We start from the raw sequence: 25,857 nt of genomic DNA, 5'->3' as shown, positions 1-25,857 counted from the left end.
TATAAGGGTTGGAAATAAAAGTAAGCCTATGACCTATTTTTACACGTATCTCGGCTGTACCCCCATATATATCTAATAAATTGAAATAAGGTGAATTATTATGAAATTTAAAGACTTCAGCTCAGAATTTTGGTTTTGGTTATATGCCCTGTGTTTCATTGGAAACTTTGTCAATTTTTCTCGAATATTAATATTTGAACATGACTTTTCATGGAAGTCAATACTGTTTGGATCTGCTGGACTTGTGGCTTTTCTTGCCGCTCGGAGTGAAATGAAAAAAGCAAAAAACTCATAAAATCTTTTAATAGAAAAGCACTAAAGTTAACCATAAGAATGAAACGATAAAAAACACCTCTCTAAATCGTAAGTATCAGTTATGATTTCAATGGAGGTGTTTTTCGTATAGGAAAAACAACGCAATTCTTTTTGTAAAAATATACAAAAAGATGCGTTTTTGTTTGAACCTATCAATTCAGGTTGAGTTTTATTTTAGAAAATATTGAAGAACCTTTATAAATTTATACACAAACAAATAGGCGATTAGGTGGTTTTAATTATGTAAAAAAAACATAATTACAAAAGATAATATTGAAGACATGTAATACAAATTTATCAAAGCGTTAAAATTAGAATTCATCTTCCATAATTAAATTTCCAGCATCATTATCTTTCGTTAATCGTTGTTTCAAATAATTTTCTTTTGTAGTTCTATCATTTTTATGGCCTACTGCAGCTGCTATTATATGGGGTGCCAGTCCCTTGTAATCATATAAATACTGTACATAAAAATGTCTAAAGAAATGGGGAGTAATTCGTATGTTCTTCGTAAAGGGTAATTTGGTATCCCTTATAATCTTAGAAATATATTGTGATAAGTAATTTTCTCTATAAGTATTATGGGTTTTCGTTTGGAAAATTGCCCCGCCATTTTTATTACCTATATCTATAGGTAATCTCCTACGGATTCGAAACGCAACAATACGACTAAAAATCTCCTTATTAATAGAAACAATACGTTCATTATCTCCCTTTGTATCAACCGTTAAATAATACCGACCTCTTATAGCGTCATACTCAAAATCTTCCCACTTTGCATGGGCCACTTCTGCAACACGCAAACCAGTAGTAGCAAGGACCGACAATAATGCATAATTAATTTCATTATCCTTGTAGTAATTTAGCAGCTGCTTCACTTCTTCATAGGATAACTCACGCTTAGGTTTATGTTGTTTGTTCACCGTCGTACTTAAGATTTCTACATGAAGTGGCTCCTGGATAAATTGAATTTCATATAGCCATTTCAAATAGGAACGGATCACACCAAGTTTTCTACTAATTGTAGATGCTTTGTATTTTTCTTTTGATTGATAAGAGATTGCCTCCTGGGATAGCCATTTTTGATAATTACGGATATGCCGTTTTCTTAAATTCCTCCAGACTTGTCCAACTTCAAAATCTGTTACATCTTTCTGCAAAAAATCTGTACTTTGTTTGACAAAGAAGTAAAACTGACTTAGATCACGTGCATATAGAGTTCTAGAAGCATCTTTGATACGTTTCTCTTGATCAAAATGCGTTTGCCGGTTCAAGTAGTAATATAATATCTCTTCATCAGAAAATCCCTCATATGTGTATGTATCTTTTCTTTCATTATTTTCTTTTTTAAATTCAGCTTCATTTATATAATCACGATTCCATAATGCAATTATGTTTGTAAATTTTTGTTTTTGTTTTTCTATGTTTTCTAAAGAAGTTTCATTATGAATTGTATTCAATTCAATTAACATTATCCTTCAACTCCTTATTAATTCTTTTTATATTTATTATTATAACTTAAATTAATTCAAAATTAGTTACATAGTAAAATTAAATTTTATAAAAATGAAAAGTTATAACAACCATAGAAAAACTCACATTTTCTATGGTTATATTAATCTAACTTATATAACTGTTTTTGTTATTATTTTTAAATAAATATAAAAATTAATTTAATTAGTAAATATAAATCGTTTTTATTAAATTATGTAAAAAGATTAAACTTTAAATATGTTATAATGAATTAAAGTTATATATTCTTTAAAATTAAAATTAGACTTAAATATTTTTTAAAATACATATAAATGAAATATAAGAGGAGAGGAAATATGAATGAGAATCAGCAAATGATTATGAATACAAACGAAGTGAGGGAATATTTAGAAGTTAGTAATTTCGTTGTTAATAATTTAATCAAACAGGAAGAATTAGTACCAATCAATAAGGATACATGGCGTTTAGATGGAAGTTTCCTTTTCAAAAGAGAAGATGTGGAAACAATTAAAAAGGGAAGAGAAACCGAAGGTATTACCCTTTACCAAGCTAGTAAAAAATATGGTATAAGCACATATCAATTAGAAAAATGGTTAGGGGATGGGGAATTAGCCGCTACTACACGGGAACATCGTAACCGCGAAACTAAATTCATTAGAGAAGAAGAGTTACTTCAAGTTATAAAACAATTTGATCAAGAAAACACGCTATATACATACTCACAAAAGTATAATACAGTCCTTTTCCATAAATATATTCAAAGTAATACGATAGCAAGGGTCATCTCTATTCCTAAGCGTGGTGATATTATGTTGATTGATGAATTTGGAAGTGAGTTCACCTTAAATGAAGCTATTAAATCGGGATTCGTACCAGCATACGATCTACCTGATAAACCACGTAGTCATCATCAAAGGTTTGTTAAATTCCGTTTACCTAAGTCCGATCAATTACGCAGCAACTCTTTCCAATTGATTGACTTAATCCTTCAGTACGTATCACCAAGAAACCTAAAGGTTTCAGAAGAGGAGGATTTTTGGTATTTCGATATACGCCAATCTCTTATTGAATTACCTATGGGTATGCAAATGGAATGGATAGAATACTTAACACCATATATAATAGAAGGAAAATTAATAAAGCGTGTAAATAATAGTATATATTTAGATAGTAGTAGCGTGACAAAACCAGTTACACTTTCTAGCAAAGAATATCAAGCAATTAATAAAATAGTAGAAGAGACCAACACTACCATTGAAGAATTCATTGCATCTGCTATTAACCAAAAAATAAAAGACTATCAGACTTCACAAAACTAAATCATAAAATAATTTAGTTTTAGTTAAAAAAGACATAAATTATCTATCTACGTTAATTTATGTCTTTTTTGTTTTTACTATCATTTATACAACTAAGAGGGGTATCGCCACACATCCATCAAGCTAGGAAAAGCAAATATACTGGCTATGTCTTAGAAACAACCATGTAATCGATATTAATGTGTATAGTTGAATGTATCTGAAACTAAAAGATATTCATAATGACGAAAGGGAAGTGAATGATGCATTTATAAAGAGGCAAAAACAAACACTTCAAAACTTCGCACGAAATACCGTTTTTACGAACAATAATAAGATTAAATACAACTCTAATACAGTATTTAGAGGGTTTTAGCTCAATTGCATTAATCTTAGCGTATTGATATGTATCTATATAATTCATACTTTATATAGAAATTATTAAATACTGAGTTACTCGTTAATAATGTTTATAGTATATTACATTTTAATTTATAAAATCTTTTCTTATGTTGATCTAATAAACTCCTCATAATCATGATTAAAATAATCAATTCATATTTGATAACGACTTTTAAACAGTTTCCACATATTGATTTTTGTATGAAGAATCCTTTATTTTATCTACATTCACATGTGATTTTCCTACTAATTTTATAATGTAATTTTAACTTATCATTTAGTTATCTATCATTTTCAATAGAATGATTACACAATCCTTATTCAATTTCGGGTATATTCTAGTAACCATAATTTAATTATGTAAATAAGTATGTGTAAAAATTGAATTTAATGCGAACTTGTGTTCGTGTTTATTTTCTGTTATAGTGTATATGAGGTGATTTTTATGGAATACAGCAAGCAACGTCAAAAATCCGTACATCGTAAGAAATTATACGAGAATTTAAATGAAATGCCCTTTTACATAGAAGAATTTGTGGAGTACAAAGAATTGCATGATGCCTCTCCCTCCACCCTACTGAATTATGTATATGATTTTAAAGTCTTCTTTAACTGGCTATTATCTGAACAAATTATTGAATTAAAGCCGATTAAAGACATATCCTTCTTTGATTTGGAGAATTTAAAGAAAAAAGATGTTGAGAACTTTATGAGGTTTCTAAAACTACAACAAAATATGCAAAATTCCTCTGTTAACAGAAAAATTTCGGCCTTAAAATCTTTATTTAAGTACCTTACCTCCCTATCAGAGAATGAAGATGGAGAATGTTATTTTTACAGAAATGTAATGGCTAAAATAGAAATACATAAAGATAAAGAAACATTAAATGCTCGTGCAAAACGTATGAGATCTAAAATATTCCATAATGATGACGATCAAGAATTTTTGAATTACGTTAAATATGAACATGAAAAATCTTTAACAAAACATCAGTTGTTCTATTTCCTAAGAGATAAAGATCGTGATGTAGCTATCCTCTCCCTCTTTCTTGGTAGTGGTATTCGAGTAAGCGAATTAGCCGATCTTCGTATAGAAGATATAAACTTAAAAGAAAGACTAATTGATGTAATCCGAAAAGGAAACAAAGAAGATTCTGTATGGATTACCCCAATTGCATTGAATGATCTTGAAAAGTATATGGAAATCAGAGATAACAAATATGCTCCAGGAAAAGAATTAAAAAATGTGTTTTTATCAAAGTATAAACATACTGCACAGCCACTTTCCGTTAGGGCTATCCAAGATATAGTAGAAAAATATACTAAGGCCTATGGCAAAAAAATGTCTCCTCATAAATTAAGACACACATTGGCAAATAAATTATATATGGAAGAAAAAGACTCGTTACAAGTAATGCAGCAACTCGGGCATACGAGCCAAGATACAGCTTTGCTATATACACAACTTGGGGAAACAACTATTAAAGATAGTTTAGGCAGAATAGGGAAAAGTAAATAATAAAAAGTTCAGCGATTTTACATTGCTGAACTTTTTATTATTTTAATAGCTATACTTACTAATTAGTAACTTAAATTTTGTAATAACGATGTATATAAACACTTCTTATTTCATTATAACATTTAATTTTATTATGTAAAAAATACACATATAGAATTCCCCTTTGAATTGTATATGTATTATGAAATTATAATGTGCTTTAAAAATAAACCACTCTTGGGATAATTACAAGTATTAATGCTTTTAATTATTTAATGGATTTAAAATAGATAGATAATCATAATTAGTTATATGGCCATTTAATCTCATAACAGTCAATGCTTTAGTTTCAATTGAAGGTGCAAAAATAGCTTTCATGTCTATCTCTACTTCGTTTTTTAAATTATTATCTTTTTTTAATTCACTAAATACTGATAAACATATATCTTTTACAATACACCATAAATTAGATTCGTTTATCTTATAATGTCTAGATAAATGCAATGTTAGCTCACCAATGTGGCTTTGAAATGCTGTATGAATTACTTTCTTTTGTACCTCTATAGGACTTTCAACAATTGTCACGGAATTTTTATAATAATCCCCTGTAAATCCCTGCTTTTCTAATCTATTTTTATCAATACGCACTCCGCCTAAGTCTCGCATAATAACCTTGATAGGCTCATCCCTATTAAATACAATAATAGAATTTTGTAAGTGTGCTTCTAACCCTATCCCGTAACGAGTCATTAGAGGTAAAACTCCATTTAAAAGTACTGTTACATACTTTGTAAAAAACTTTATAATACCTTCTTTAGAATTATTAAATTTGTGCGTAGAAATATAATTTTCAATAATTTCACATACTAGCGGTTTTTCAGAAATAGGTGACTGATTATATAAAGCTGCAGCAATTATAGCAACCTCATTTTCTTTTAATAACTTGTTTGGATTTTCTCTAATTAATACAGATAAATTTTTATTTTTCTCGAAATTATCTGTATCAGGTTTATTTAAAACACCATATCTAATACCTATAATCTCTTTTGCAACTTCAAATTTATCATTAAAATTCTGCTCTATTCCTAGTATTTTCTTTAAAATTCTAGATATTTCGGGACCGTTTTTAATAGAGTTTGGTGAAATAGTTCTTATAGCGCTGGTCATTTGAACATTTACAGGTAACTTTAAGTGGTAATGATTTTGTATTAATACAGGTGATACAGTACGGAATGAAAGCGTTGGTCTTGTATCAAGTATAAAATCATCAATATGAATAATAAAACCATTGCTGAACTCTTCTGAGTACATTTCTGGTATAGTATGTTCTTTTTGCCATGGATGAACAGGTATTAAAACAAATTCTTCTATTTTCACTTTATTCTTTTGACAACTATTATAAAAAGCTGTTTGTAACCCTGGATACTCATTAAACCAGATTTCATTAACATCTCGCATCTCGATGCTTGAGTTAATTAAGGTAACTTCCTTATGTAATGCCACAAAGCTAATTTCTACTTTATTTTTAAATTCAGGTGAATAGCGCAGTACTTCTTCAATGCTTAATTCTCCTTTTGACTTTGTACATGGGTGTTGTTGATGTCCTGTTACACACATTTCCTCAAAAAACACTGATTTATCAAACAAGGAATTTTCCCGAGCTAGCTCCTTGAGTAAAGTAATCGTATCACAACCATTTTTTAAGTTTGACAATTTTTTAAATCGTTGTTGACTTATCTTTTGATATGTCAATGCTAATGCCATATTAGCCACACTGCTTCCAATTTCTTTTCTAAAGATATCTTTATTCGAATAACTAATCCCTTGCTTTTCAGCCATATTAATTAATATATCTAATAGCTCTATTGGATGTATTAGATCAAACTTATTTCCTTCATTATCGTAATAAATTACATTATCTGCTAATTCATAACGATTAAAACTATATTTCTGGTTAATCATGATTAATATTCTTTGATTAAAACAACAAAAACTAATAGTATTTGAGTCTATAAAATTGATATCACAATCTATTTTGTTTAAAAGTTCTTCTCTTAATAATGCATTAACTAGTCTTTCCATGATAGAAAAACGAGCATGCCTAATTACATTCAAATACTCACTTGCTAACTTAGGATGTTTTCGAGTTAAAAACTCATGTATTTTCAACTCATCTTGCTCTAGTTCTAATTGTAATGGTGCTAACAAATTCTATTTCCCCCCTAATATATCAAACCTTACAAGGCAAGTATCTTTAAATTATATAAATATAAATCCTAAAATTTTAAACTAATTTTTTAAAATTCGTAAGCTATTTCATCAACTTTAATCATAATAAACAGAAAATCATACCACTTTTTAACAAACATTATGAAAAATAATTATCATCAATTTACCTATTTTCTTTCATAAATATGAAAGTAGTATTCATAAGGATTTTTTTCATCGGTTACACCTTTATGAACTGAAGTTTCATTCCACAAAGAATAATCAACTTCTGGAAAATATGTATCACCTTTAAAAGCGTAATGTATTTTTGTTATATACATTTTAGTAATGTATGGCATAAACAATTTATAAATTTGTTCCCCGCCAAAAATAAAAATCTCTTCATTTTTTTCACATAAATCAAATACTTCCTTGATTGAATGTGCAATTTCACAACCATTAATTGAATATTCTTTATTATTAGTTAAAATGATATTTCTTCTTCCTGGTAACGCTCTCCCTATAGATTCGTAGTTTTTCCTTCCCATAATAATAGTCTTACCCATTGTAGTTTCTTTAACATATTTCCACTCACTTGGTAATCTCCAAGGAATATCATTGTTCTGACCAATTACTCTATGCTTATCCATAGCTACAATTAAAGAAATCTTCAAAATCTGCACCTCCATCAATACTTTCTAATTTAAACATCTAAAAATCCAAATTGGTTACTTATAAATAAATTTAACTAATTACTTTTTTAAAAATTAATAAATGCAGTAACAAATTCATTTTTTATTTATTGGAAATTGTGTTCTGCTCTTTTTTTTACTTTTTTCTCCGGTAATTCGTTAATTAATTCTAATATATGAAACTTTTCGTTAGAAATTACTAATGTTTCCTCGATTTCAGATAATGGAACTAATACAAAGGAACGCTCAAACATTCTAGGGTGTGGGATTGTCAATCGGTCTGTTTCAAACTTTTCGTAATTATATGTTAATATATCTATATCTAAGGTTCTAGGCCCCCATCTTATTTCTCTTTTTCTCTTAAGCTCTATTTCAATTTTTTGAGTAAGATTCAAAAGATCTAAAGGGGATAACATTGTTTCAATTTTAATAACCATATTTAAAAATGTACTTTGGTTGATATAACCAATTGGTTCTGTTTCATATATAGAAGATTCAGTTAAAATACGAATATTTGGGTTCTTCCCTAGCTTTTCTATCCCTTTTTTTAAATAAAACTCTCGATCTCCAATATTAGAACCAAGTGAAATAAATGCGCTACTTCTCATCATCAATTCCTACTTCCACTTGATTTTTTGCGTTTTTCATTTTGTTTATCTTACTTTTTCCTCTATAAATATTGTAAATCCTTATTTTTAGCCACTATACATTTCATTATTAGAAGTAATTTCATTACATTATTATTCATAATAAATTTTTCAAATTTATATTAGATTAAAACAAGAGCTATTCACATTCTAATTTTCCAATAATTTTTTAAATATTAGTACTAATGTTTTTGTATCGATTTAAAAAATTAGACAATATTCGTTTCCCATTATGTGTCATTATTGATTCTGGGTGAAATTGTACACCTTCAATTGGAAATTCCTTATGACGGATTGCCATAATTTCATTATCACTCGTCCATGCAGTTACTTCCAAACAAGATGGTAAGTTTTCATTTTTTACTATAAGTGAATGATATCTTGTTGCAACAAATGGAATTGGCATATCTTTAAAAATCCCCCTACCATCATGAAAAATTTCGGATGTTTTTCCATGCATTAACTGTTTCGAACGGACGATCTTACCGCCAAATACTTGGGCAATTGATTGATGCCCTAAACAAACACCAAAAATAGGGATTTTTCCTGCAAAATAACTAATTACCTCCATACTAATTCCTGCTTCATTTGGGGTACACGGACCGGGTGAAATCATTATATAAGAAGGCATCATCTTTTCTATATCTTCCACAGTTAATTCATCGTTTCTTTTTACAATAATTTCTTCACCCAGCTCGCCTATATACTGTACTAGGTTATATGTAAAAGAATCATAGTTGTTTAACATTAAAATCACTTTATTTCACTCCTTTCAACGATTATATTTCTCACTAGTTTCTTTGGCCTGCCATACAGCAGCTGATTTTTTCAATGATTCCTTATATTCATTTTCAGCCTTTGAATCAATTACTACCCCAGCACCAGCTTGCACATAACCATAACCATTTTTTACAAATAACGTTCGAATAACAATATTGAATTCTAAATCTTCATTAAATCCAATCCATCCAATCGATCCTGTATATATCCCTCTTTTAGTTGGTTCAAGTTCTTCAATAATTTCCATTGTACGAATTTTGGGCGCACCAGTAATTGTTCCTCCGGGAAACACCCCTTCAAAAATGTCACTAAAGCCCTTATCATTTTTCAATATTCCTGTTACATTTGAAACAATATGCATTACATGTGAATATTTTTCTATAACCATAAATTCATCTACTTCAACTGTTCCATATTCACAAACTCTACCTAAATCATTTCTTTCCAAATCAACAAGCATGACGTGCTCAGCACGCTCTTTTTTATTATTAATTAATTCATATGCAAGCTTTATATCCTCTTTTTCGTTTTTTCCTCTTGATCTAGTTCCAGCGATTGGTCGTGTACTTAATTGCTTTTCTTTTTTCTTAATAAGTAATTCTGGAGAACCACTTACAATTTGAAATTCTGGAGTATGAATATACGCCATATATGGAGAAGGGTTTATCTCTCTTAATGCCATATAAATATTAAATGGATGAGTCTCAACTGGTTTTGCATGCCGCACTGACAAATTTACTTGAAAGACATCACCTGCAGAGATATAACTTTTCACTTTTTGTACTGCTTTTTCAAATGATTCTTTTCCAAAAACAATTGGTTCTTCTTCACAAGTTTTTTGTTCATAATTATAAACTGGATTAATCTCCTCTTGTATTAGCCAGCTATTTTTCCATTCCTCGAGACGTCTTTCTCCTTCTAATTTTTCCATTTCATTAGTATAATGAGTGATTAGCCATAGTAATTTTTTTTCATGATCATAAACGGCAACATCATTAAAAATAAGAAAATATAAATCTGGAACGTTTAAATCATCTGTTGCTTCAGAAGGTATATCTTCAAAATAATGAATACTATCATAACTTATAAAACCGATAGCACCTCCTTGAAAGTCTGGGAGTTCTAAATTAACTTTAGATTTCCATTGTTTCATCCATTTTTCTACAATCAAAAACGGATTTCCGATTTCTTCTGTAACTTGGCCATTTATTTTAATAGTAGTACATCCATTTTTTGCATTTATTTCACCTATTGGATCTATAGCTGCAATACTATAACGTCCACCCCGTCTACTTTCAAGTAGAACATGTTGTGTCTTATCATAGGATAGCTGTTTATATTTATTAAAAAAGCTTAATTCATTATAAGAAATGGAAATAGCTAAAGGTATTCTGTTTTTTTTCATCTCTTGAATCTCCTTTTTAAATAGCAGTTATTTTCTGATTAACTTATTACCCACTACTTGTTTTGGATTTTACTTATAGATTTAATAATATTTGTTCAAATTCCAGCCAATTTTTTACTCTGGGTACATTTATGTTTTTATTGTAAGGATAATCCATTGCAATTGCTAATCTATTGGTTGCTTTAAATGCTTTTAAGTTATGAGGAGCATCATCAAATAACAAATCACCACATATCATCTCTTTCCTATGAGAAAAGATTAAATTCTTTATACCTATAAAAGGGAGATAGGTCTTAATCCACTTTTCCTTTTCAGTATAAGCATATGTTCTGCTACTCGATACAATTAAAATTTCATATTTTTGATGTAAACGTTTTAGAACTTCAACTGCATTTGGGAGTGGCTTTAATGATAAAAATAATCCAGGCTGATCAAGATAATCATATATTTTTTCTCCACACTCAGGTTTTACATATTTTTCAGAACACCAACATTTTAAATTTTCCACACTTAGGCTATCATTATAATCATTGTTATATCGTTTATGCCATTCTGCCATAAGATCACATATTACTGAGTCCATATCAATTAGTAAGGTCTTCATTATTCACTCACCGCTCTATTACTTTATATAAATAAAAAATTCTCTACACATTTCGAATATTAATTATGTTGAAATGTAATACAAGTTATTCACTTAGTTAAAAATCAAAATTTGCGCTTTATATACATCTATTTCAGTCCATGACTTTAATCTCTTATTCTTCGTAGTTTAAGAGTATATACTGTGAATGTTATAAAAATCCACTCAATTAAGCTTATATCTAGAAAAAACAGCTGCAAAAATATTAAAATTTATTTAATAGATTTTAGTTATTAAGTCCTTAATATAATTAGCATTCTTTTTCTCCGCCTCAATAATTGTACTCAATTTTTTTATATTAGCTTCAATATTAAAGTTGCCTTTCATGCTAGATTTCATAATACTATTCCGAAATGAGTAAAACATATTATTAGTTTCTTCTACATTCAAAATAAATTCTTTGTCTAATTTCCCATATAATATGGAGTCATTATCTAGGTTTAAATACAATATAAACTCTAAAAAGTGTTCTCTATTATATATCACTTTTTGTAATAACTCCCACCACAATTCTATATAATTAATACAATCATTATCCATAGCCTTTATATCTTCTAAAAATTTCTCGTATCCAAAAATTCCAGATGAAAAAACTAAGTTTTTCTCACCAATTATTTTTTGATAACAGGATTCAAGTTTATATTTTAGCATTTCCATATTATAGTCAAATTTTGGGGTGGATAATTTAAAACACTGCTGCCCTCCTAACTTAAAAGCTATTTCTAACTCATCGAATGAATACCAATCAGCATAGCCTTTAGGACGCAAATCATATACAAAAACCTCTTTTTTTAAAATATTAATATTAGTTACTGCAATAAAATGAACATGATGTACTTTTTGATAGAAAGGACTCCAAGGGACATTAAAAACATCAATTAATAGGAACAAGGGCATTTTTTTACGTACTATTGTTTCTGTGATTTTTTCTGCTAAATCCACATTTTCATACTCATTCATATTTACTTTATATAAATCCTTTAAATTTTTTTCCACTAATGATTCCAAATATTTTTCATCAATTCTAAAATCCTCATGAGAATAGTAGTAAAACCCTAGATCAGAGAATAGCCAATAATGCGGATATCCATGAGAATTTATAAAAGAACAAATCAAAGAATCAATGCAATTTATAATATACTTTTTTGAAGAATAGATAATTGGTTTTTTCAATACTATTATCTCTTCCATATCCCTCACCTCTTATCCATAAAATATTGCAATTAACAATCCTCAAATAAATATTTTAAGTAAGCACCAAATACATCCCTTGATTGTCCATGATATGGGATATAATGATCAATTAAATCTGGTAAAACGTTTACTTCTAGTATTCCTGCATCTTGTTCATAAATTGGGATTCCAATGTTTTTACATCTAATATCAATTCCAGCTACATCTATACCTAATGTTTTTGCAGCATTTATAGCAAGTTCTTTATTAAAAATACAAATTTCATCCGTACGATCAAAGCTTTTACCCCCAATAAGAACATTACCATTTAAAAACAACCATACTTTCTCATTTTCCCCCAAGATATCGCTAATTTTTTTCCCTTGTTTTTCTAAATTAAACATTAGTAAATCAGATTCAGCATCTATTTTTTTCAATGGTCTCAAATCTTCTTTTTTCTGGCGTCTAAGGGGATCATCATTTAATTGGTTAATTAGTTGTTTTATAGTTGAATTACCATCACCTATGACCATTGGTGGTCGATATTCCTGCACAGCAACTACTTCTCCATCAATAACTAGTACACGGTAGTCAAAACCCTCTACATATTTCTGAATCATTATTTTATCACTATAAAGTTTAGCTACATCAATAGCCTGCTTTAATTCTATTTCAGTTTCAATTCCAATTGTTATACCTAAACTACGATTCGTATCCCAAGGTTTTACAACTACCATTTTATTTTCATTTAAAAATGCAAGAGCTCGATCATCAATTTCTGTTAATACTATATATTTTGGAATAGGTAAACCCGCTCTATCTAATAAAATATTTGATACATCCTTATTCTTAGATATTAAACCTGCCATAAATGGTAATTTATGTGATCTTGTCTTATTAATAATAATTGATTTTCCTTTATAAGATAATTCTAGAAAATCCTCGCATCCTGGACTTAATATATTGCAATCCATCCCCATCTCCTGAGCCCTTTGCATTATTAATTTATTGTGTAAATTCTGGGTAGTCATATAAACCCTCCTATAATTCTAAAAATATGTATTCCTTATGTAGGACTAATTCTGTAATAAATTTTTTCTGACATTTTTTATTTCCAGTTAGATCTTGTAGCCTAGAATTAACTTGTTATTTACATAACGTTATCCCAAAAACATGCATATATGGATTATCCGGGAGCTGAATACTTTCTAATAAGTATGCTGAATTTAAATATATGGTCTGAATCCATATCCCAGATAAATACTCATTTTTTATACCTTTATTTCTATGAAAAGGTATAGTTATTCCAATTGATTCATTAAAAAATAGCTGTCCATATCTAGCTAGCGCTGTCCAACCTGACAAACCAAACTGAATCTTTTCACCCATTTTTTTATCCTTATATTTAACAAGCAAGTTATGAGAATAATTACCTCTCGTTGAAAATCCTAATATATTTAATTCTCTATACTTTTCTTTGCTTTCTATAATAATCATTTGTTCTTCACAAGCTATATGATCATAAGATTTGCTATCCGTTTTTGGAAACTTAAAAGGAATTCCGTTTAATATAACTTTTTGATCATTAGGAAGCAATTCACCTGGAAGACTAAATCCAGTGTGCTCTAACGAGGCATTTATATTGAGAGTTTCCCAAGCAACCCCTTTATTATTGAAATATTCATTTAAATCAACCAATAATGCTTTGTGTTCCATACAGACGTTCCTCCAATAATTATTCTAGAATATAGCTAATAGATAACTTATATAATAATTTTTATAACTAAATCTCCTATGCTATAAAGCCTTTAGAATTTAGGATATAGTTCGTTAAAATCTACCTTTTCAATTGAGTTCAATATTTCTTGATTACTCACTTGATTTAAGGCAACTGAACATAAGTGGTTAGGAGGCAACCTATATGTGAAATAAGCACAATCTGATTTAATTCCAACTCCCCAATCATATGCAACGTTAAAAGATCGGGGAGACATATAAAATCCTAAACCATTAGCTTTCATGAAAGCTTCTTTTCGAGTCCAAATTAAATAAAACGCTATTTTCCGATCAACTAAATGCTCATGTGAATTTATAAACTCTATTTCTTTTGGAAGATATACTTTAGACATTATTTCTAATGGAGCATCTTCCAAAATCTCTACATCAATTCCTGTATAACGATGAGATGAAACTACACATGTAACAATTTTATTAGCATGAGATATATTAAAATACACTGATAGTTCACATGCATTTTCTACGAATAATTTTCCATATTTATCTTCTAATAAAATAACGTCCATTGGAGAAACTTTTAATCTTGTACTTAATATCTTTTTTACTAAAATACGCCCGGTTAAAAATTCAAGCTTCTTATCTATAAATTTATAACTATAGTATTTCTCTAATTCTTTAGAATCTAATAGATACAATTCCTTTTCTATTATCTTCTCGTTTACTAGGTCCGGAATTGTGACCCAATATACTTTGAAGTTTTTCAATATTCCCACCACAAATTTATTAAATTATACTCAAAAAAAATATTATTTATATAATTAATTATAATTTATCAACTAGTTTTTAATAAATTATATATTACATAAACCATTTCTCCCTGTTTCATCTTTGTATAAGTTTGGTGATGCTGAAATTCATTTAGTTCCTTTAATTTTAGTTCATCCATTAAATTATTTTTTAACTCTTCACTTAACGACAATAGAACTTGAGGAGTAATATTCTGTTTTCGATTAATTGAAAAACCAACGTCCCTTAACATTTTTTCACGTTGAAAGATTTCTTGGTTCGAAATAATATCTGCATATAAAAAGATTCCTTCAGCATTCAAGATTCGATACACATTTTTGTAAAATTTTTCTATATTAGGGTAATGTAATGCAGATTCAATATTTAAAACTACGTCTACAGAATCATCTCTGAAAGGAATATCTTCTGCATCTCCTACTACAAACGATATATTTTTTTTATCATATCGTGTCTTACAAAATTTGATGTTATCATAACTTAAATCTAATCCATTTAATTCAGTAGAGTTAAAGTAATTACTTAAAGTATCAAGATTTCCACCTCTGCCACAACCAATTTCTAAAATACTTTTATTATCCAAGTTATTTTCACCAATTACCTCTACTAATAATCGAATATATTTTTTATTTATCAATAATTTTTCGGTTTTTATTCTGGTATTTTGGGTAGCCTCTTCATTTATATAGCCGTAATTTATAAAAACAGAAAATCTATTTTTATAATCATCATGATTATAATCAGATAAATCCCTATACATATCTTTTATTTGTTTTTTATTTGTTACGAAAAAGTTTTTTTTAAATACAGAGTGATCTTCTGTTAATAAAATAGGAATCTCCTCTAAAATTTCATATTCATACATACAGTTTTTACATAAAATTTCCGTATAATTAAAATTTAAATTTCCAAAACAATTCGGACATACTAACTTATTGTGAAAAATATTTTTATTCATTAAATTCATCCTATTTATTAGTTGCTATGAATTAAAATTGAGTTTATTAAAAAGGTTATGCTTTTTTACTAGCTAATAAATACTTTCCTTCCAGTAAAGTATTTATTTTATTTATTGTATCGAAATTTTCTAAATTTAAGTCCTCCTCTGCAATTTCAATATCAAATTCTTCTTCAAGTTTAATAATTAACTGTATAGTCGTTATTGACTTTACCAAAAGTGAAGTCAAATTTTCATTTTCTCCATATTTTTCTATTACATTTATATCTAATCTTAAAGTTTGTGCAAGCACCTTTATAATTTTTTCTTTTAACACTACAACCATCCTTTCTCTTTATAAAATTCTTTTAAATACTTTTTTATCTAAAGTATTTTTAATTCTATTTTCCTCATGTAAAACGGGATAATCGATAAATGAATTTTTATTCGCTTAAAGATATGGTATTGATATACCCTTTAAAACCTTATTGAATATATATCTTTCTTTTTTTACCAAATCATTCGCTCTCTGTAGAGCTAGTGAAAATCTACTACTATTAGATTGATAACTAGCCAATAGTAGTAGATTAGAAACTCTATACCAGTCTTCTTTTAATAAAATTAGGTCTGGTATATACGGTGTTAATAATCCCTTTACTTTTGCATTTATATCTACTAAGTACTCTATCATCTGGCATGAAGCCTTAAACTTTAAATCGTAACTTAAAATTTGAGATTTTTGCTCCCATACGTTTACTTCTGAAATTTCCATTAACTCACTTTGATTTTTAATATATTCCCCAAGAGCCCTATTTCCATAAAATGTATTCGCTTCTTTATCTTGTTGATTAAGATATATAGCTAATCTTTCTGCTATTAATTCTACTATCTTATTACATGAGATATTAGTTTCTAAATTTTTTAATACCCATAGACATTGTAGTCCCCTAAGAATATTACTAAGTGAATATTCACCTATAAAAGTCTCAGTTTTATAGGGATCAATTCTTATATGCGAGTCTAATACATAGCATTTATCCTTTATTTGATCTATCCCATATAAAATGATTGCATGAACATCATTATTACTTTCAGAAAAAATTGGATGATATTGCAAATAGTTTGATTCTACAAAACAAATAAGGGGATTCCCTTTTTTGATGTACTCTTCTATAATTTCTACTATATTTTTTTCATGTCCAGAGATATATTTCAAATGGTCGTTTAATAGAATCAAATTTTCTGGGTCTTCAAAATCATACCCGAAAAAATTTGTATTTTCGCAATATTTAATATTAGAACCATTCAATAGAAGATAAATTTCTGATTCAGTTATTGTCACTGAATTAGTATTATAATAGGTCATTATATCTTTTGCGGCTGCAAAATAACATGTAATCCCATATTTAGAATTTTGATTCATACCATAATTTAAAATAAAATCGTGTATTATAGACCGCATTAGACATCACCTCTCAAGATATTCATATTAGAATTCTTGAATTATATTAGCTAACTCTTTTAAAGTAGCATTATAAAATACATTAAATTCTATCTTATTTTGGAATTTCTTTTCTATTTCAGCTATACACTTAACACTTAATATTGAATTCCCACCTAATTCTAAAAATTTATCTTCTAATTTTATTCCATTTTGGGGTATCTGTAGTATTTCACACCAGAGTTCAGCTATTTTATTCTCCATTATTGTCATTTTTTGTTTTTCATTTATATCTTGATTATTTTTTATTATCTTTTCCAAAATATTTTGATGATCAACTTTGCCGCTTTGAAGCTTAGGAAATTCTTTTACAAAAATAAATTTATTTGGAATCATATACGTTGGTATTTTAGCTTCTAAACGTTTTCTCCAATTAGTGTTTTTTAATTGCTCCGGTAGGTCCGTTTCTATCACTGCAACTAACATAGTCTCACTAAAATTATTTTCAGTTACTTTTACTACAGCATCTTGTACAAAATCATAAGATAATAATATTGCCTCAATCTCTAAAAGACTGACCCTATTACCCGACACCTTTACTATTTGATCATCTCTACCTAAATACTCCAAATTACTTTTTGAATTTATTCTTCCTACATCGCCTGTTTTATACATAATAGCTGTTGAGGAGAGGGATATTGTATCCTTAACAAAACGTTCTGTAGTTAACATAACGTCATTTAAATAACCCGTAGCAAGATAACTACCACCTATATATATATTTCCTACATCACCATTTTTAACTGGTTGCAAATTATCATCTAAAATATATATACATCTATTAATCACTGGCTTACCTGATGTAACATAGGATTCCTGAGAATTTGTATCACAAAAATGCATAGTACATATTCCTGCCTCTGTTTGTCCATAAATATTTATTAATTGAGCATCTAGTATTTCTCTAAATTTGTCTCTTAATGATTTTGGAAGTTTTTCTCCAAGGGAATGTACAAACTTTAAGCATTTACACTTCATAACATCTTCATCGTTTAATAATGTTCTGAGCATAGTAGGAACAATAAAAATCACTGTAATGTTCTCTTCGTAAATTATTTGTATTAATTTTTTTATATTTTTACTATTTTCATCTGGTAATATGATTATTTTTGTACCTGCAAACCATGGATAAAATAATTCTCCTGTAATTCTAGTAGATCCTACTGGACTAGTCATTAAGAAAGTATCATTTGCATCTAATGCAGGCTGTGCAACTTCTGGGTGAGTATCATTTATAATAGCCCCATGTGTAATGATTACTCCCTTTGGTTTACCAGAAGAACCAGATGTGAAGAATATAAATGCAGGATCATGAATATCTATCTCTATATTTAAATTACTCTTTAATTCGCCATAAGGAAAAGCATAATCTAAATTACATATAATTTTATTCCCCTCGAAAAAACTTACCATTGAAATCCAAGGATTATCACTAATAATAGCTTTTAGATCTGCTTCTAAAATGAAGTTTTTCACTCTCTCTTTAGGTAATTCAGAATCTATTAGTACACATGTACAACCTACCTTTAATACAGCTAAGATAGAAATACCTAGTTCAACGGATCTATCTAATAATATTCCAATTTTATCTTCAGGTTTAATACCTTTTTTCTTTATAAAATGTGCTAATTGATTTGCTAGAATATTAATTGTCTCGTAATTATAACTTTTATTCTTAGATTTTATCGCAATGGAATTAGGGTATTTTTCTACAGTTTGCTCAAACACCTTATCAATGGTCATGTCATTTGTAAATTTCATACTATTAGTAGTAAGTATTGAATCCATACGAGTATATCTCCATCCTTAATTAAACTTTTTTAAATTCTCAATAATTAATAATAATATTTATTTATAATGTATCAGTCACTTATAAATAATGAATTTTAAGCTAACCCATTATAACTAATATTATATATTTTATAATCAACACGATTTGATTCTGACTTTCTAAATTTTTCTTCTTCCGCTATACTAATAAAAAATCTTGCAATTCCTTGTGCTAAGGGGATTGCTTTACTTGTTAATTTGATTTCTTTCTCATTTAATTCTATGAGATTTTTCTGCTCCAGAAGTTTGAACTCTATTTCAAATGCTTCAACAGGATGAATACCAAAATGACTAATAAAATTCTCTATATCAATAACTCGATGTAATAATGAAATGATAATTTCTCCCCTCATAAGTTCCTCTTTTTTTGTAATCGGACCCTTGCAGATTCCTAATTTTTTATTATTCACCATTTCAATGTATTGCGGAATATTATTTATATTTTGGATTACACCAGTTCCTTCAATGAATCCAATTCCCCCTACCCCAACAGGCAACCAAATTCCATGCTGAACAGTACACGTTTGATTCCAAAAATTTGGAATTCCCATTTTTTTATCAGTAAAGCTTTTATGAGAATACATATCACAATTTGACCAAATGGAATCTGAAACCATTGAATAACCGTTTTTCATCAAAAGATTATTTATTGCTGTAAAACACTCTAATCTAAAATCCAAGCTTTTTATATTTCCATTAGCTAATATTTCCTTTTCAATAGGAGTCAGCTTATATGGTAAACCAAGAGGATATATCGCTAAACTGTCAGGTGCAAAATCTAATGCTTTTTTTATTGAATCTAAAACTATATCAAATTCATCTTTAGGATGACTATAAATAAAATCTAAATTAAAATATGGGATTCCTATTTCTCTTAATAGATCTACTGCTTTTTTTACAACTTTATAATAATCCATTCCTCTTCTAACTCTTCCCATTGCAACTACCGTTTCCTCATGAAAAGATTCCACACCCATACTTACTCTACTAACATTATGCTTCTTAAGCACTTCTATTTTCTTTCTAGTTACGACTTCTGGACGTGATTCTATAGATATATATGTTTCATTATTAATTACTCTTTGTGAGTACATAGTAGTAAATAATTCATCTAGTTCAGAGCTTGTCATTGTAAGTGGTGTTCCTCCACCCATATACACCCATTCTACAGATTGCCCTTTTAACAATGATGCATACATTCGTATTTCATTAAGAATAGCCTGAAAATATTGTTTCCGTAATGCAACTGATTCCCCATCATTTTTTGTATTACACATACAAAAATCACATTTTTCTATTCCATATGGCAAATAACAAAATGGCCAATGAATATACATTCCAACAGGGGTAATGTGAACCAATTTTTTATCTAGCATATTAATTGGATCATAGTCTAAACTTGAATTACTAAATGGATACATTGTAATATGTCCAACTACACCATATTTTGCTCCATGTAAGTATGCCTCCAAAGACTCATTTGCCTCATATTCATTTTTATATCTGCTTTTAACTATTGAATTCAACACTATTCACTCCATTTTTATTAATATATTTTTCTATAATAAAATGTTCATTTTCAAAAATAATTTCATTGAATATGAAATCTTCCTTATAATCAGGAAAATAGCAATCTCCATCAAAGGATTGCTTAATTGTCGTTAGGTATAACTCACTACAATTAGTTAGAGTTTGTCGATAAATTTCTTCACCACCACATATCCAAACTTCTTTACTTGTATTAATTGAATCTAGTTTATTAATACTATTAATAAACTGTACGTTAGAATCGTGTTCACTATTTTTCTCACTTTTACTTAATACCAAATATTTCGACTCTGGATTTCTAAATGTAATTGATTCAAATGTTTTACGCCCTAAAACTAGCAATTGCTTTGATGTTTTTGTTCGAAACCATTCTTTTTCCTCAGGTATATCCCAAGGCAAAGTATTATTAATACCAATAACTCGATTTTCTCCCATTGCTACAATAGCTTTCCAATTACGCAAAATATTACCTCCTTTTAATATGTGGTTTTTGGGATTTGTTATCTTTTAGTTTTTGAAGAATAGTTGAAACATGTTTAATGTCTTCTTCATTATTTAGCTGTGAAAGAATAATAGTTTTTACTCCTATATCCCAGTACTCTTTCAAGTAATTTGAAACTTCTTTATAACTTCCTACAAGAAGTGGACAGTCGCCATATTCATTTGAAATAGGATAATAAACTTGATCTTTTCCATAAGAATTATACATTTGATATTTTAATATCTCCCTATAACGAAAATTTAAGTCTTTATTCTTTTTGGCATCCAATTTCGCATCTGTACCATCCGGCCTTGTCACAATTCCGAGCCTGATTCCAAACTCATTAGGTATAAATTTTGAACATTTCATCACCTCCCTCCTAAAATCTGTAACTGGTAGTGGATTGGTTAAAAATATATCGCCATATTTAGCTGCTGCTTGTAAGCCTACTTCTGACATGTTATTTTCTGATATAAATATGTGTGGAATAAGGTTTGTCTTTAATTCTGAATAAATGTTAATTTTTCTATAATTATAAAAATCACCTCTAAATGTTATAGGGTCATTCGAAGAAAGAAAGGCTTTTAATAAATAACTATACTCACATATTCTTTTATATCTTTCTTCACGACTTAATTCGTTCCCTGATTTTTCTAAATCTTTATGTAAACCACCAGATATCATATTTATGTTTACTTTTCTATTATGTAATTGAGTAATTGTGTATATCATTTTAGCTGCTGTAATTGGTTCCATAGTATATGGCTGTAATGCAATAATTGGCGTATGTTTATTACTCAAGTGTAATATTTTATCTGCTAATATCCATGGATCCAACGCATCATGTTTGTAATAAACTAATGATCCATTTAACTCAAAAAAATCAATTAGTTTTACCTTATTAATTATATGGTCCAATTTTATTTTTTTATTTATATTAGCTGGCATATCTAAATAAGCTTCAAAGTTGTATGTCATTTCAGACACCCACTTCCATGTTTTTTCTTTATCAGATCTTTGTAAAAAGAATTTTTATCCATTAGTTCTTCATGAGTACCTGATTCTACAATTTTACCTTTATCCATAACAAATATAATGTCTGAGTTTAAAACTGTCGCTAAACGATGGGCAATTATGATAGTTGTTTTGTTTTTCCTTAATTCATCAATGTACTTCTGTACTTTTCTTTCTGTTTCTAAATCAAGGGCAGAAGTTGCCTCATCTAGGATAAGAATTTCTCTATCTAATAATATCGCTCTTGCTAATGCTAATCTTTGCTTTTGACCACCTGAAAGTGTAATTCCTCTATCCCCTATATAAGTTTGATAACCTTTAGGAAGTCTTTCAACAAACTCTTCAACCTCCAGCTCTTTCAAAATATTATGTACTAAATCACCTCTAACTTGTTTTCCTAATGTTAAATTACTAATTACAGTATCAGAAAAAAAGTATGGCTCTTGAAATACTACTCCAATTCTACTCACCCATTCTTCCCTACTAATATGTTCTAATGGAAGGTTATTTACATATATTTTCCCAATACTCGGTTCTCTTATTTTCATTAACAGATTCACCAAAGTGGATTTTCCACTTCCGCTCATCCCCACAAATGCTATTTTCTTACCAATTGGTAGGTCAATGGATATATCTTTTAAAATTAATTTTTCCTGATCCGAATAATCCAAGGAAACATTTGAAAAACACAAACTATCTATATTGTGAGGTATAGATAAACTTCCTTCACATAATTTACTACCTTCGAGTACTTCTCTAATTCGTTCAATATTGGCATAACTTTTATTCAATCCGACAATAAACGTATAGACCCGAATAATAGCATCCATCATATCAGTTGAGAAATGAATTATTACTACAAAAGTCCCTAAAGATAACTCACCTAAAATTACTAAATAAGCTCCATACCCTAATATCACTAAATTAATACTCCATCTTAATGGTTCAGTTATTAAGATTTGTTTATTTTCAAGAAAGTTTCCCTTCATTAATTTAGAAAAGTATGAATTAAAAATATGAGTATATCTGCGCATCTCCCAATCTTGACGATTATAGCTAATTATTTCTCTTGTTAATGAAATGCATTCTTCCACATGAACTAATAAATTCGATTTCATTTCTTGTGTCTCTTTAGCTGTTTTCTTAATTTTCGGACCAAAGTAGTTCCCTATGAATATGTATAGAATACTTACTATAATAATGAATAGTAATATTAATGGGCTAGCACTCCACAAAAAAATCCCAAAGATAATAACTGCTAATATTTCCTGTATACCCTGAGGGATTTCTTTAGAAATTACAACAGCTATCTGTTGCACATCTTCAGTTAGATTTTGCACAAGTTGTCCAGTTCGTTTTTTTTGTAAGAAATCATACGAAATTTTACCCAAACATTCAAAAATTTCAGAAACTAAATTCCGTTGTATTAATAATTCATTCTTTTTCCGGTGATATGCGTTGAATAAAAATAACAAGTTAAATAAAAGTATCAATATTATATATATACCGATATATATGTATAAATTATTATATTTATTATTTGCAAACATATTATCAATTATAAATTTTTGAATCCAGATATACCCTAGTCCAACAACAAGTTCGATTGATATAAGTATTACACTTGCCCAGAAAGTCCACTTGATACTAACTATCCATTTAAATAGCCAATTTTTATTAGTCAAATTTTCTCTCCTTCCCTTGAGCAATTCTATAGAATAAGCCCTGTTGTTGGATTAAACAATCATACGTTCCTGATTCAACGATTTTTCCTTGATCCATTACAAAAATATAATCGAAGTGTTGAATAGTGCTTAAGCGATGTGCTACTGCAATAATTGTTTTATTTGATGTTAAAACATCTAAGGCTTTTTGTACCTTATACTCTGAAATATTGTCTAACGCTGATGTTGCCTCATCTAAAAGAATGATGGATGGATTTTTTAATATCATGCGTGCTAACGATATTCTTTGTTTTTGCCCGGCAGATAACCCGTCCCCTCTTTCACCAATAACCGTGTCATAACCATCTGGTAAAGAAATTATATAATCATGTATATACGCTGCCTTAGCAGCTTCGAATATTTCCTCATCAGTTGCTTGAAGATTCCCGAATCTGATATTTTCTTTTAAAGAACCTCCAAATAACAGATTTTCTTGAAACACAAAACCTATTTCTTGTCTTAATTGCTCTAGAGGTATATTTTTTATTGGAATACCACCTATTGATATCTCTCCTATATCCGGGTCGTAAAAGCGACAAATAAGCTTCAATAAAGTAGACTTTCCGCCACCACTTGTACCTACTATTCCTACCTTCTGACCTGATTTAATATTCAAGTTGAATTTTGAGAGTATTTTCAAATGTTCTGTGTATCCAAAGCTAATATTATGAAAGACAATATCCCCTTTAATTCCCTCCTTTCTAACATTGGTATTCATTTCTATTATTCTAGGGGATTGCATCATAAACTCATAAATATTTTCAGCATGTGAGATTATCACCTTTTGATAAGTTGTCATATTGACTAAGTTCACTATTCCTTTAATGATTATTGTATAAAGAAACAGAAGTCCAACAAAAGAACCCAGGCTAAGTTCTCCCCTTTTTATAAGTATAGAACCATATATAAATAAAACAATTACACCTAAATTACTTGATATTCTTCGAAACACTCCTTTTAAAACAGCATAAAAATACTGCTTTAAAAAAACTTTATGAAAAATACTTTGTCGTTCAACAACACGTTCCATATCCCATTTTTCTGCAGAATTTGATCTAACCTCTATTAAACCTGAAATACTCTCATATATTTTTTTCGAATATTCCATTCTAGATATTCTAGCTTTCTTGCTTAAGACTAAATTTTTTTTATCTAAACTTGGCCCTACTAAATAATATAAGGAGAAACAAGGAATTATTATTAATCCTAAAATTGGATGTATCATTATAATAATTAAGATTGAAATACAAACCATAATAATCTCTTTAATTATGTTTGGAAAATCTGAATATATTTGCCTAACCGCAGAAATTTCAGAATTAAAAAAATTCAAAGTCTCCCCAACGGGATGAGATTCAAAATACGAAACGCCTAGTACCCTAAGCTTACAAAACATATTACTTTGCAAGTCACGAAAAGTTTTTTCTTGAATAATTTTCTGTAATAAATTCCTAATAAGAATGCTAGCAAACATTAAAATGACTAAAATAGTTATCAATATAATTAGCGTTTGTAATTCCTTAACATTCTTATTCACTATAGATGTATCAATTATTTTTTGTATAAAAATTGGAATCGATAATTCTACACCTGCTATAAATATACTGCAAAAAATCAATGTTATTAGCTGTAAGAAATAAGGTTTAACAAATGATAAAAGCCAAATATATATTTTAATAGAATTATTATTCAATATTTTTTTAATCATGATGTATGGATTATGATT

At 28.6% G+C, this 25,857-nt stretch carries 22 protein-coding genes; 2 read left to right on the top strand and 20 right to left on the bottom strand.

Annotation, left to right across the window (positions count from 1 at the left end; translation table 11 throughout):
• Positions 1–626: 626 nt before the first annotated feature.
• A complete protein-coding gene (locus tag JDS81_RS16130) occupies positions 627–1,787 on the bottom strand; it encodes a tyrosine-type recombinase/integrase (protein ID WP_097954573.1) in 1,161 nt (386 codons plus the stop codon).
• A gap of 357 nt (positions 1,788–2,144) precedes the next feature.
• Here JDS81_RS16130 and JDS81_RS16125 point away from each other — a divergent pair, with 357 nt between their 5' ends.
• Entirely contained in the window at positions 2,145–3,128 is a 984-nt protein-coding gene (locus JDS81_RS16125; RefSeq protein ID WP_097954574.1) for a DNA-binding protein, read from the top strand.
• An 826-nt stretch (positions 3,129–3,954) separates the two neighbouring features.
• Entirely contained in the window at positions 3,955–5,028 is a 1,074-nt protein-coding gene (gene xerS / locus JDS81_RS16120; protein ID WP_199688552.1) for a tyrosine recombinase XerS, read from the top strand.
• A 243-nt stretch (positions 5,029–5,271) separates the two neighbouring features.
• Here the strand turns inward: xerS and JDS81_RS16115 are convergent, their stop codons facing one another.
• The 19 genes from JDS81_RS16115 to JDS81_RS16025 form a co-directional block, all read right to left on the bottom strand.
• Positions 5,272–7,215: an IucA/IucC family protein gene (locus JDS81_RS16115; protein WP_199688544.1), complete on the bottom strand. Its 1,944-nt coding sequence runs from the start codon at positions 7,213–7,215 to the stop codon at positions 5,272–5,274.
• A 188-nt stretch (positions 7,216–7,403) separates the two neighbouring features.
• The gene (locus JDS81_RS16110; protein ID WP_199688542.1) at positions 7,404–7,889 is read right to left on the bottom strand and encodes a dihydrofolate reductase; all 486 of its coding nucleotides are present in this window, start codon (positions 7,887–7,889) and stop codon (positions 7,404–7,406) included.
• A 125-nt stretch (positions 7,890–8,014) separates the two neighbouring features.
• A complete protein-coding gene (gene folK / locus JDS81_RS16105) occupies positions 8,015–8,515 on the bottom strand; it encodes a 2-amino-4-hydroxy-6-hydroxymethyldihydropteridine diphosphokinase (protein ID WP_199688598.1) in 501 nt (166 codons plus the stop codon).
• A gap of 208 nt (positions 8,516–8,723) precedes the next feature.
• Positions 8,724–9,311 carry an aminodeoxychorismate/anthranilate synthase component II gene (pabA, locus tag JDS81_RS16100; protein WP_199688541.1) on the bottom strand — a complete coding sequence of 196 codons (588 nt, stop codon included), beginning with the start codon at positions 9,309–9,311 and terminating at the stop codon, positions 8,724–8,726.
• Positions 9,312–9,326: 15 nt separating this feature from the next.
• Positions 9,327–10,739, bottom strand: a complete 1,413-nt coding sequence (locus tag JDS81_RS16095) for an anthranilate synthase component I family protein (RefSeq protein WP_199688540.1) — start codon at positions 10,737–10,739, stop codon at positions 9,327–9,329.
• Between the two features lie 73 nt (positions 10,740–10,812).
• Entirely contained in the window at positions 10,813–11,343 is a 531-nt protein-coding gene (locus JDS81_RS16090) for a 5' nucleotidase, NT5C type (RefSeq protein ID WP_199688539.1), read from the bottom strand.
• Positions 11,344–11,598: 255 nt separating this feature from the next.
• Positions 11,599–12,573, bottom strand: coding sequence for a hypothetical protein (locus JDS81_RS16085; RefSeq protein ID WP_199688538.1), 975 nt, complete (start codon positions 12,571–12,573; stop codon positions 11,599–11,601).
• A gap of 32 nt (positions 12,574–12,605) precedes the next feature.
• The gene (locus tag JDS81_RS16080; protein WP_199688537.1) at positions 12,606–13,586 is read right to left on the bottom strand and encodes an ATP-grasp domain-containing protein; all 981 of its coding nucleotides are present in this window, start codon (positions 13,584–13,586) and stop codon (positions 12,606–12,608) included.
• Positions 13,587–13,701: 115 nt separating this feature from the next.
• Positions 13,702–14,271, bottom strand: coding sequence for a hypothetical protein (locus JDS81_RS16075; protein WP_199688536.1), 570 nt, complete (start codon positions 14,269–14,271; stop codon positions 13,702–13,704).
• Positions 14,272–14,363: 92 nt separating this feature from the next.
• A complete protein-coding gene (locus tag JDS81_RS16070; RefSeq protein ID WP_199688535.1) occupies positions 14,364–15,056 on the bottom strand; it encodes a 4'-phosphopantetheinyl transferase family protein in 693 nt (230 codons plus the stop codon).
• Positions 15,057–15,124: 68 nt separating this feature from the next.
• A complete protein-coding gene (locus JDS81_RS16065) occupies positions 15,125–16,054 on the bottom strand; it encodes a class I SAM-dependent methyltransferase (protein ID WP_199688534.1) in 930 nt (309 codons plus the stop codon).
• Positions 16,055–16,109: 55 nt separating this feature from the next.
• Complete coding sequence (locus JDS81_RS16060) at positions 16,110–16,370, bottom strand: phosphopantetheine-binding protein (protein ID WP_199688533.1); 261 nt, start codon at positions 16,368–16,370, stop codon at positions 16,110–16,112.
• Positions 16,371–16,484: 114 nt separating this feature from the next.
• On the bottom strand, positions 16,485–17,495 hold the full coding sequence (locus tag JDS81_RS16055) for a hypothetical protein (RefSeq protein WP_199688532.1): 1,011 nt from the start codon (positions 17,493–17,495) through the stop codon (positions 16,485–16,487).
• 27 nt (positions 17,496–17,522) lie between these two features.
• Positions 17,523–19,322: a non-ribosomal peptide synthetase gene (locus JDS81_RS16050; protein ID WP_199688531.1), complete on the bottom strand. Its 1,800-nt coding sequence runs from the start codon at positions 19,320–19,322 to the stop codon at positions 17,523–17,525.
• 98 nt (positions 19,323–19,420) lie between these two features.
• On the bottom strand, positions 19,421–20,890 hold the full coding sequence (locus JDS81_RS16045; protein ID WP_199688530.1) for a coproporphyrinogen-III oxidase family protein: 1,470 nt from the start codon (positions 20,888–20,890) through the stop codon (positions 19,421–19,423).
• Positions 20,874–21,374: a dihydrofolate reductase gene (locus tag JDS81_RS16040; protein WP_199688529.1), complete on the bottom strand. Its 501-nt coding sequence runs from the start codon at positions 21,372–21,374 to the stop codon at positions 20,874–20,876. Before JDS81_RS16040 ends, JDS81_RS16045 begins: the two co-directional genes overlap by 17 nt.
• A 4-nt stretch (positions 21,375–21,378) precedes the next feature.
• A complete protein-coding gene (locus JDS81_RS16035; protein WP_199688528.1) occupies positions 21,379–22,371 on the bottom strand; it encodes an LLM class flavin-dependent oxidoreductase in 993 nt (330 codons plus the stop codon).
• Positions 22,368–24,092 (bottom strand): ABC transporter ATP-binding protein, encoded by a 1,725-nt coding sequence (locus tag JDS81_RS16030; protein WP_199688527.1) that lies wholly within the window; start codon positions 24,090–24,092, stop codon positions 22,368–22,370. The genes JDS81_RS16035 and JDS81_RS16030 overlap by 4 nt, the downstream gene beginning before the upstream one ends.
• Entirely contained in the window at positions 24,085–25,839 is a 1,755-nt protein-coding gene (locus JDS81_RS16025) for an ABC transporter ATP-binding protein (RefSeq protein ID WP_199688526.1), read from the bottom strand. Before JDS81_RS16025 ends, JDS81_RS16030 begins: the two co-directional genes overlap by 8 nt.
• Positions 25,840–25,857 lie beyond the last annotated feature (18 nt).

Origin of the sequence: Bacillus cereus group sp. N31 (assembly GCF_016483245.1) — a bacterium.
GTDB lineage: Bacteria > Bacillota > Bacilli > Bacillales > Bacillaceae_G > Bacillus_A > Bacillus_A toyonensis.
This window is presented reverse-complemented; position numbering and strand designations above follow the sequence as displayed.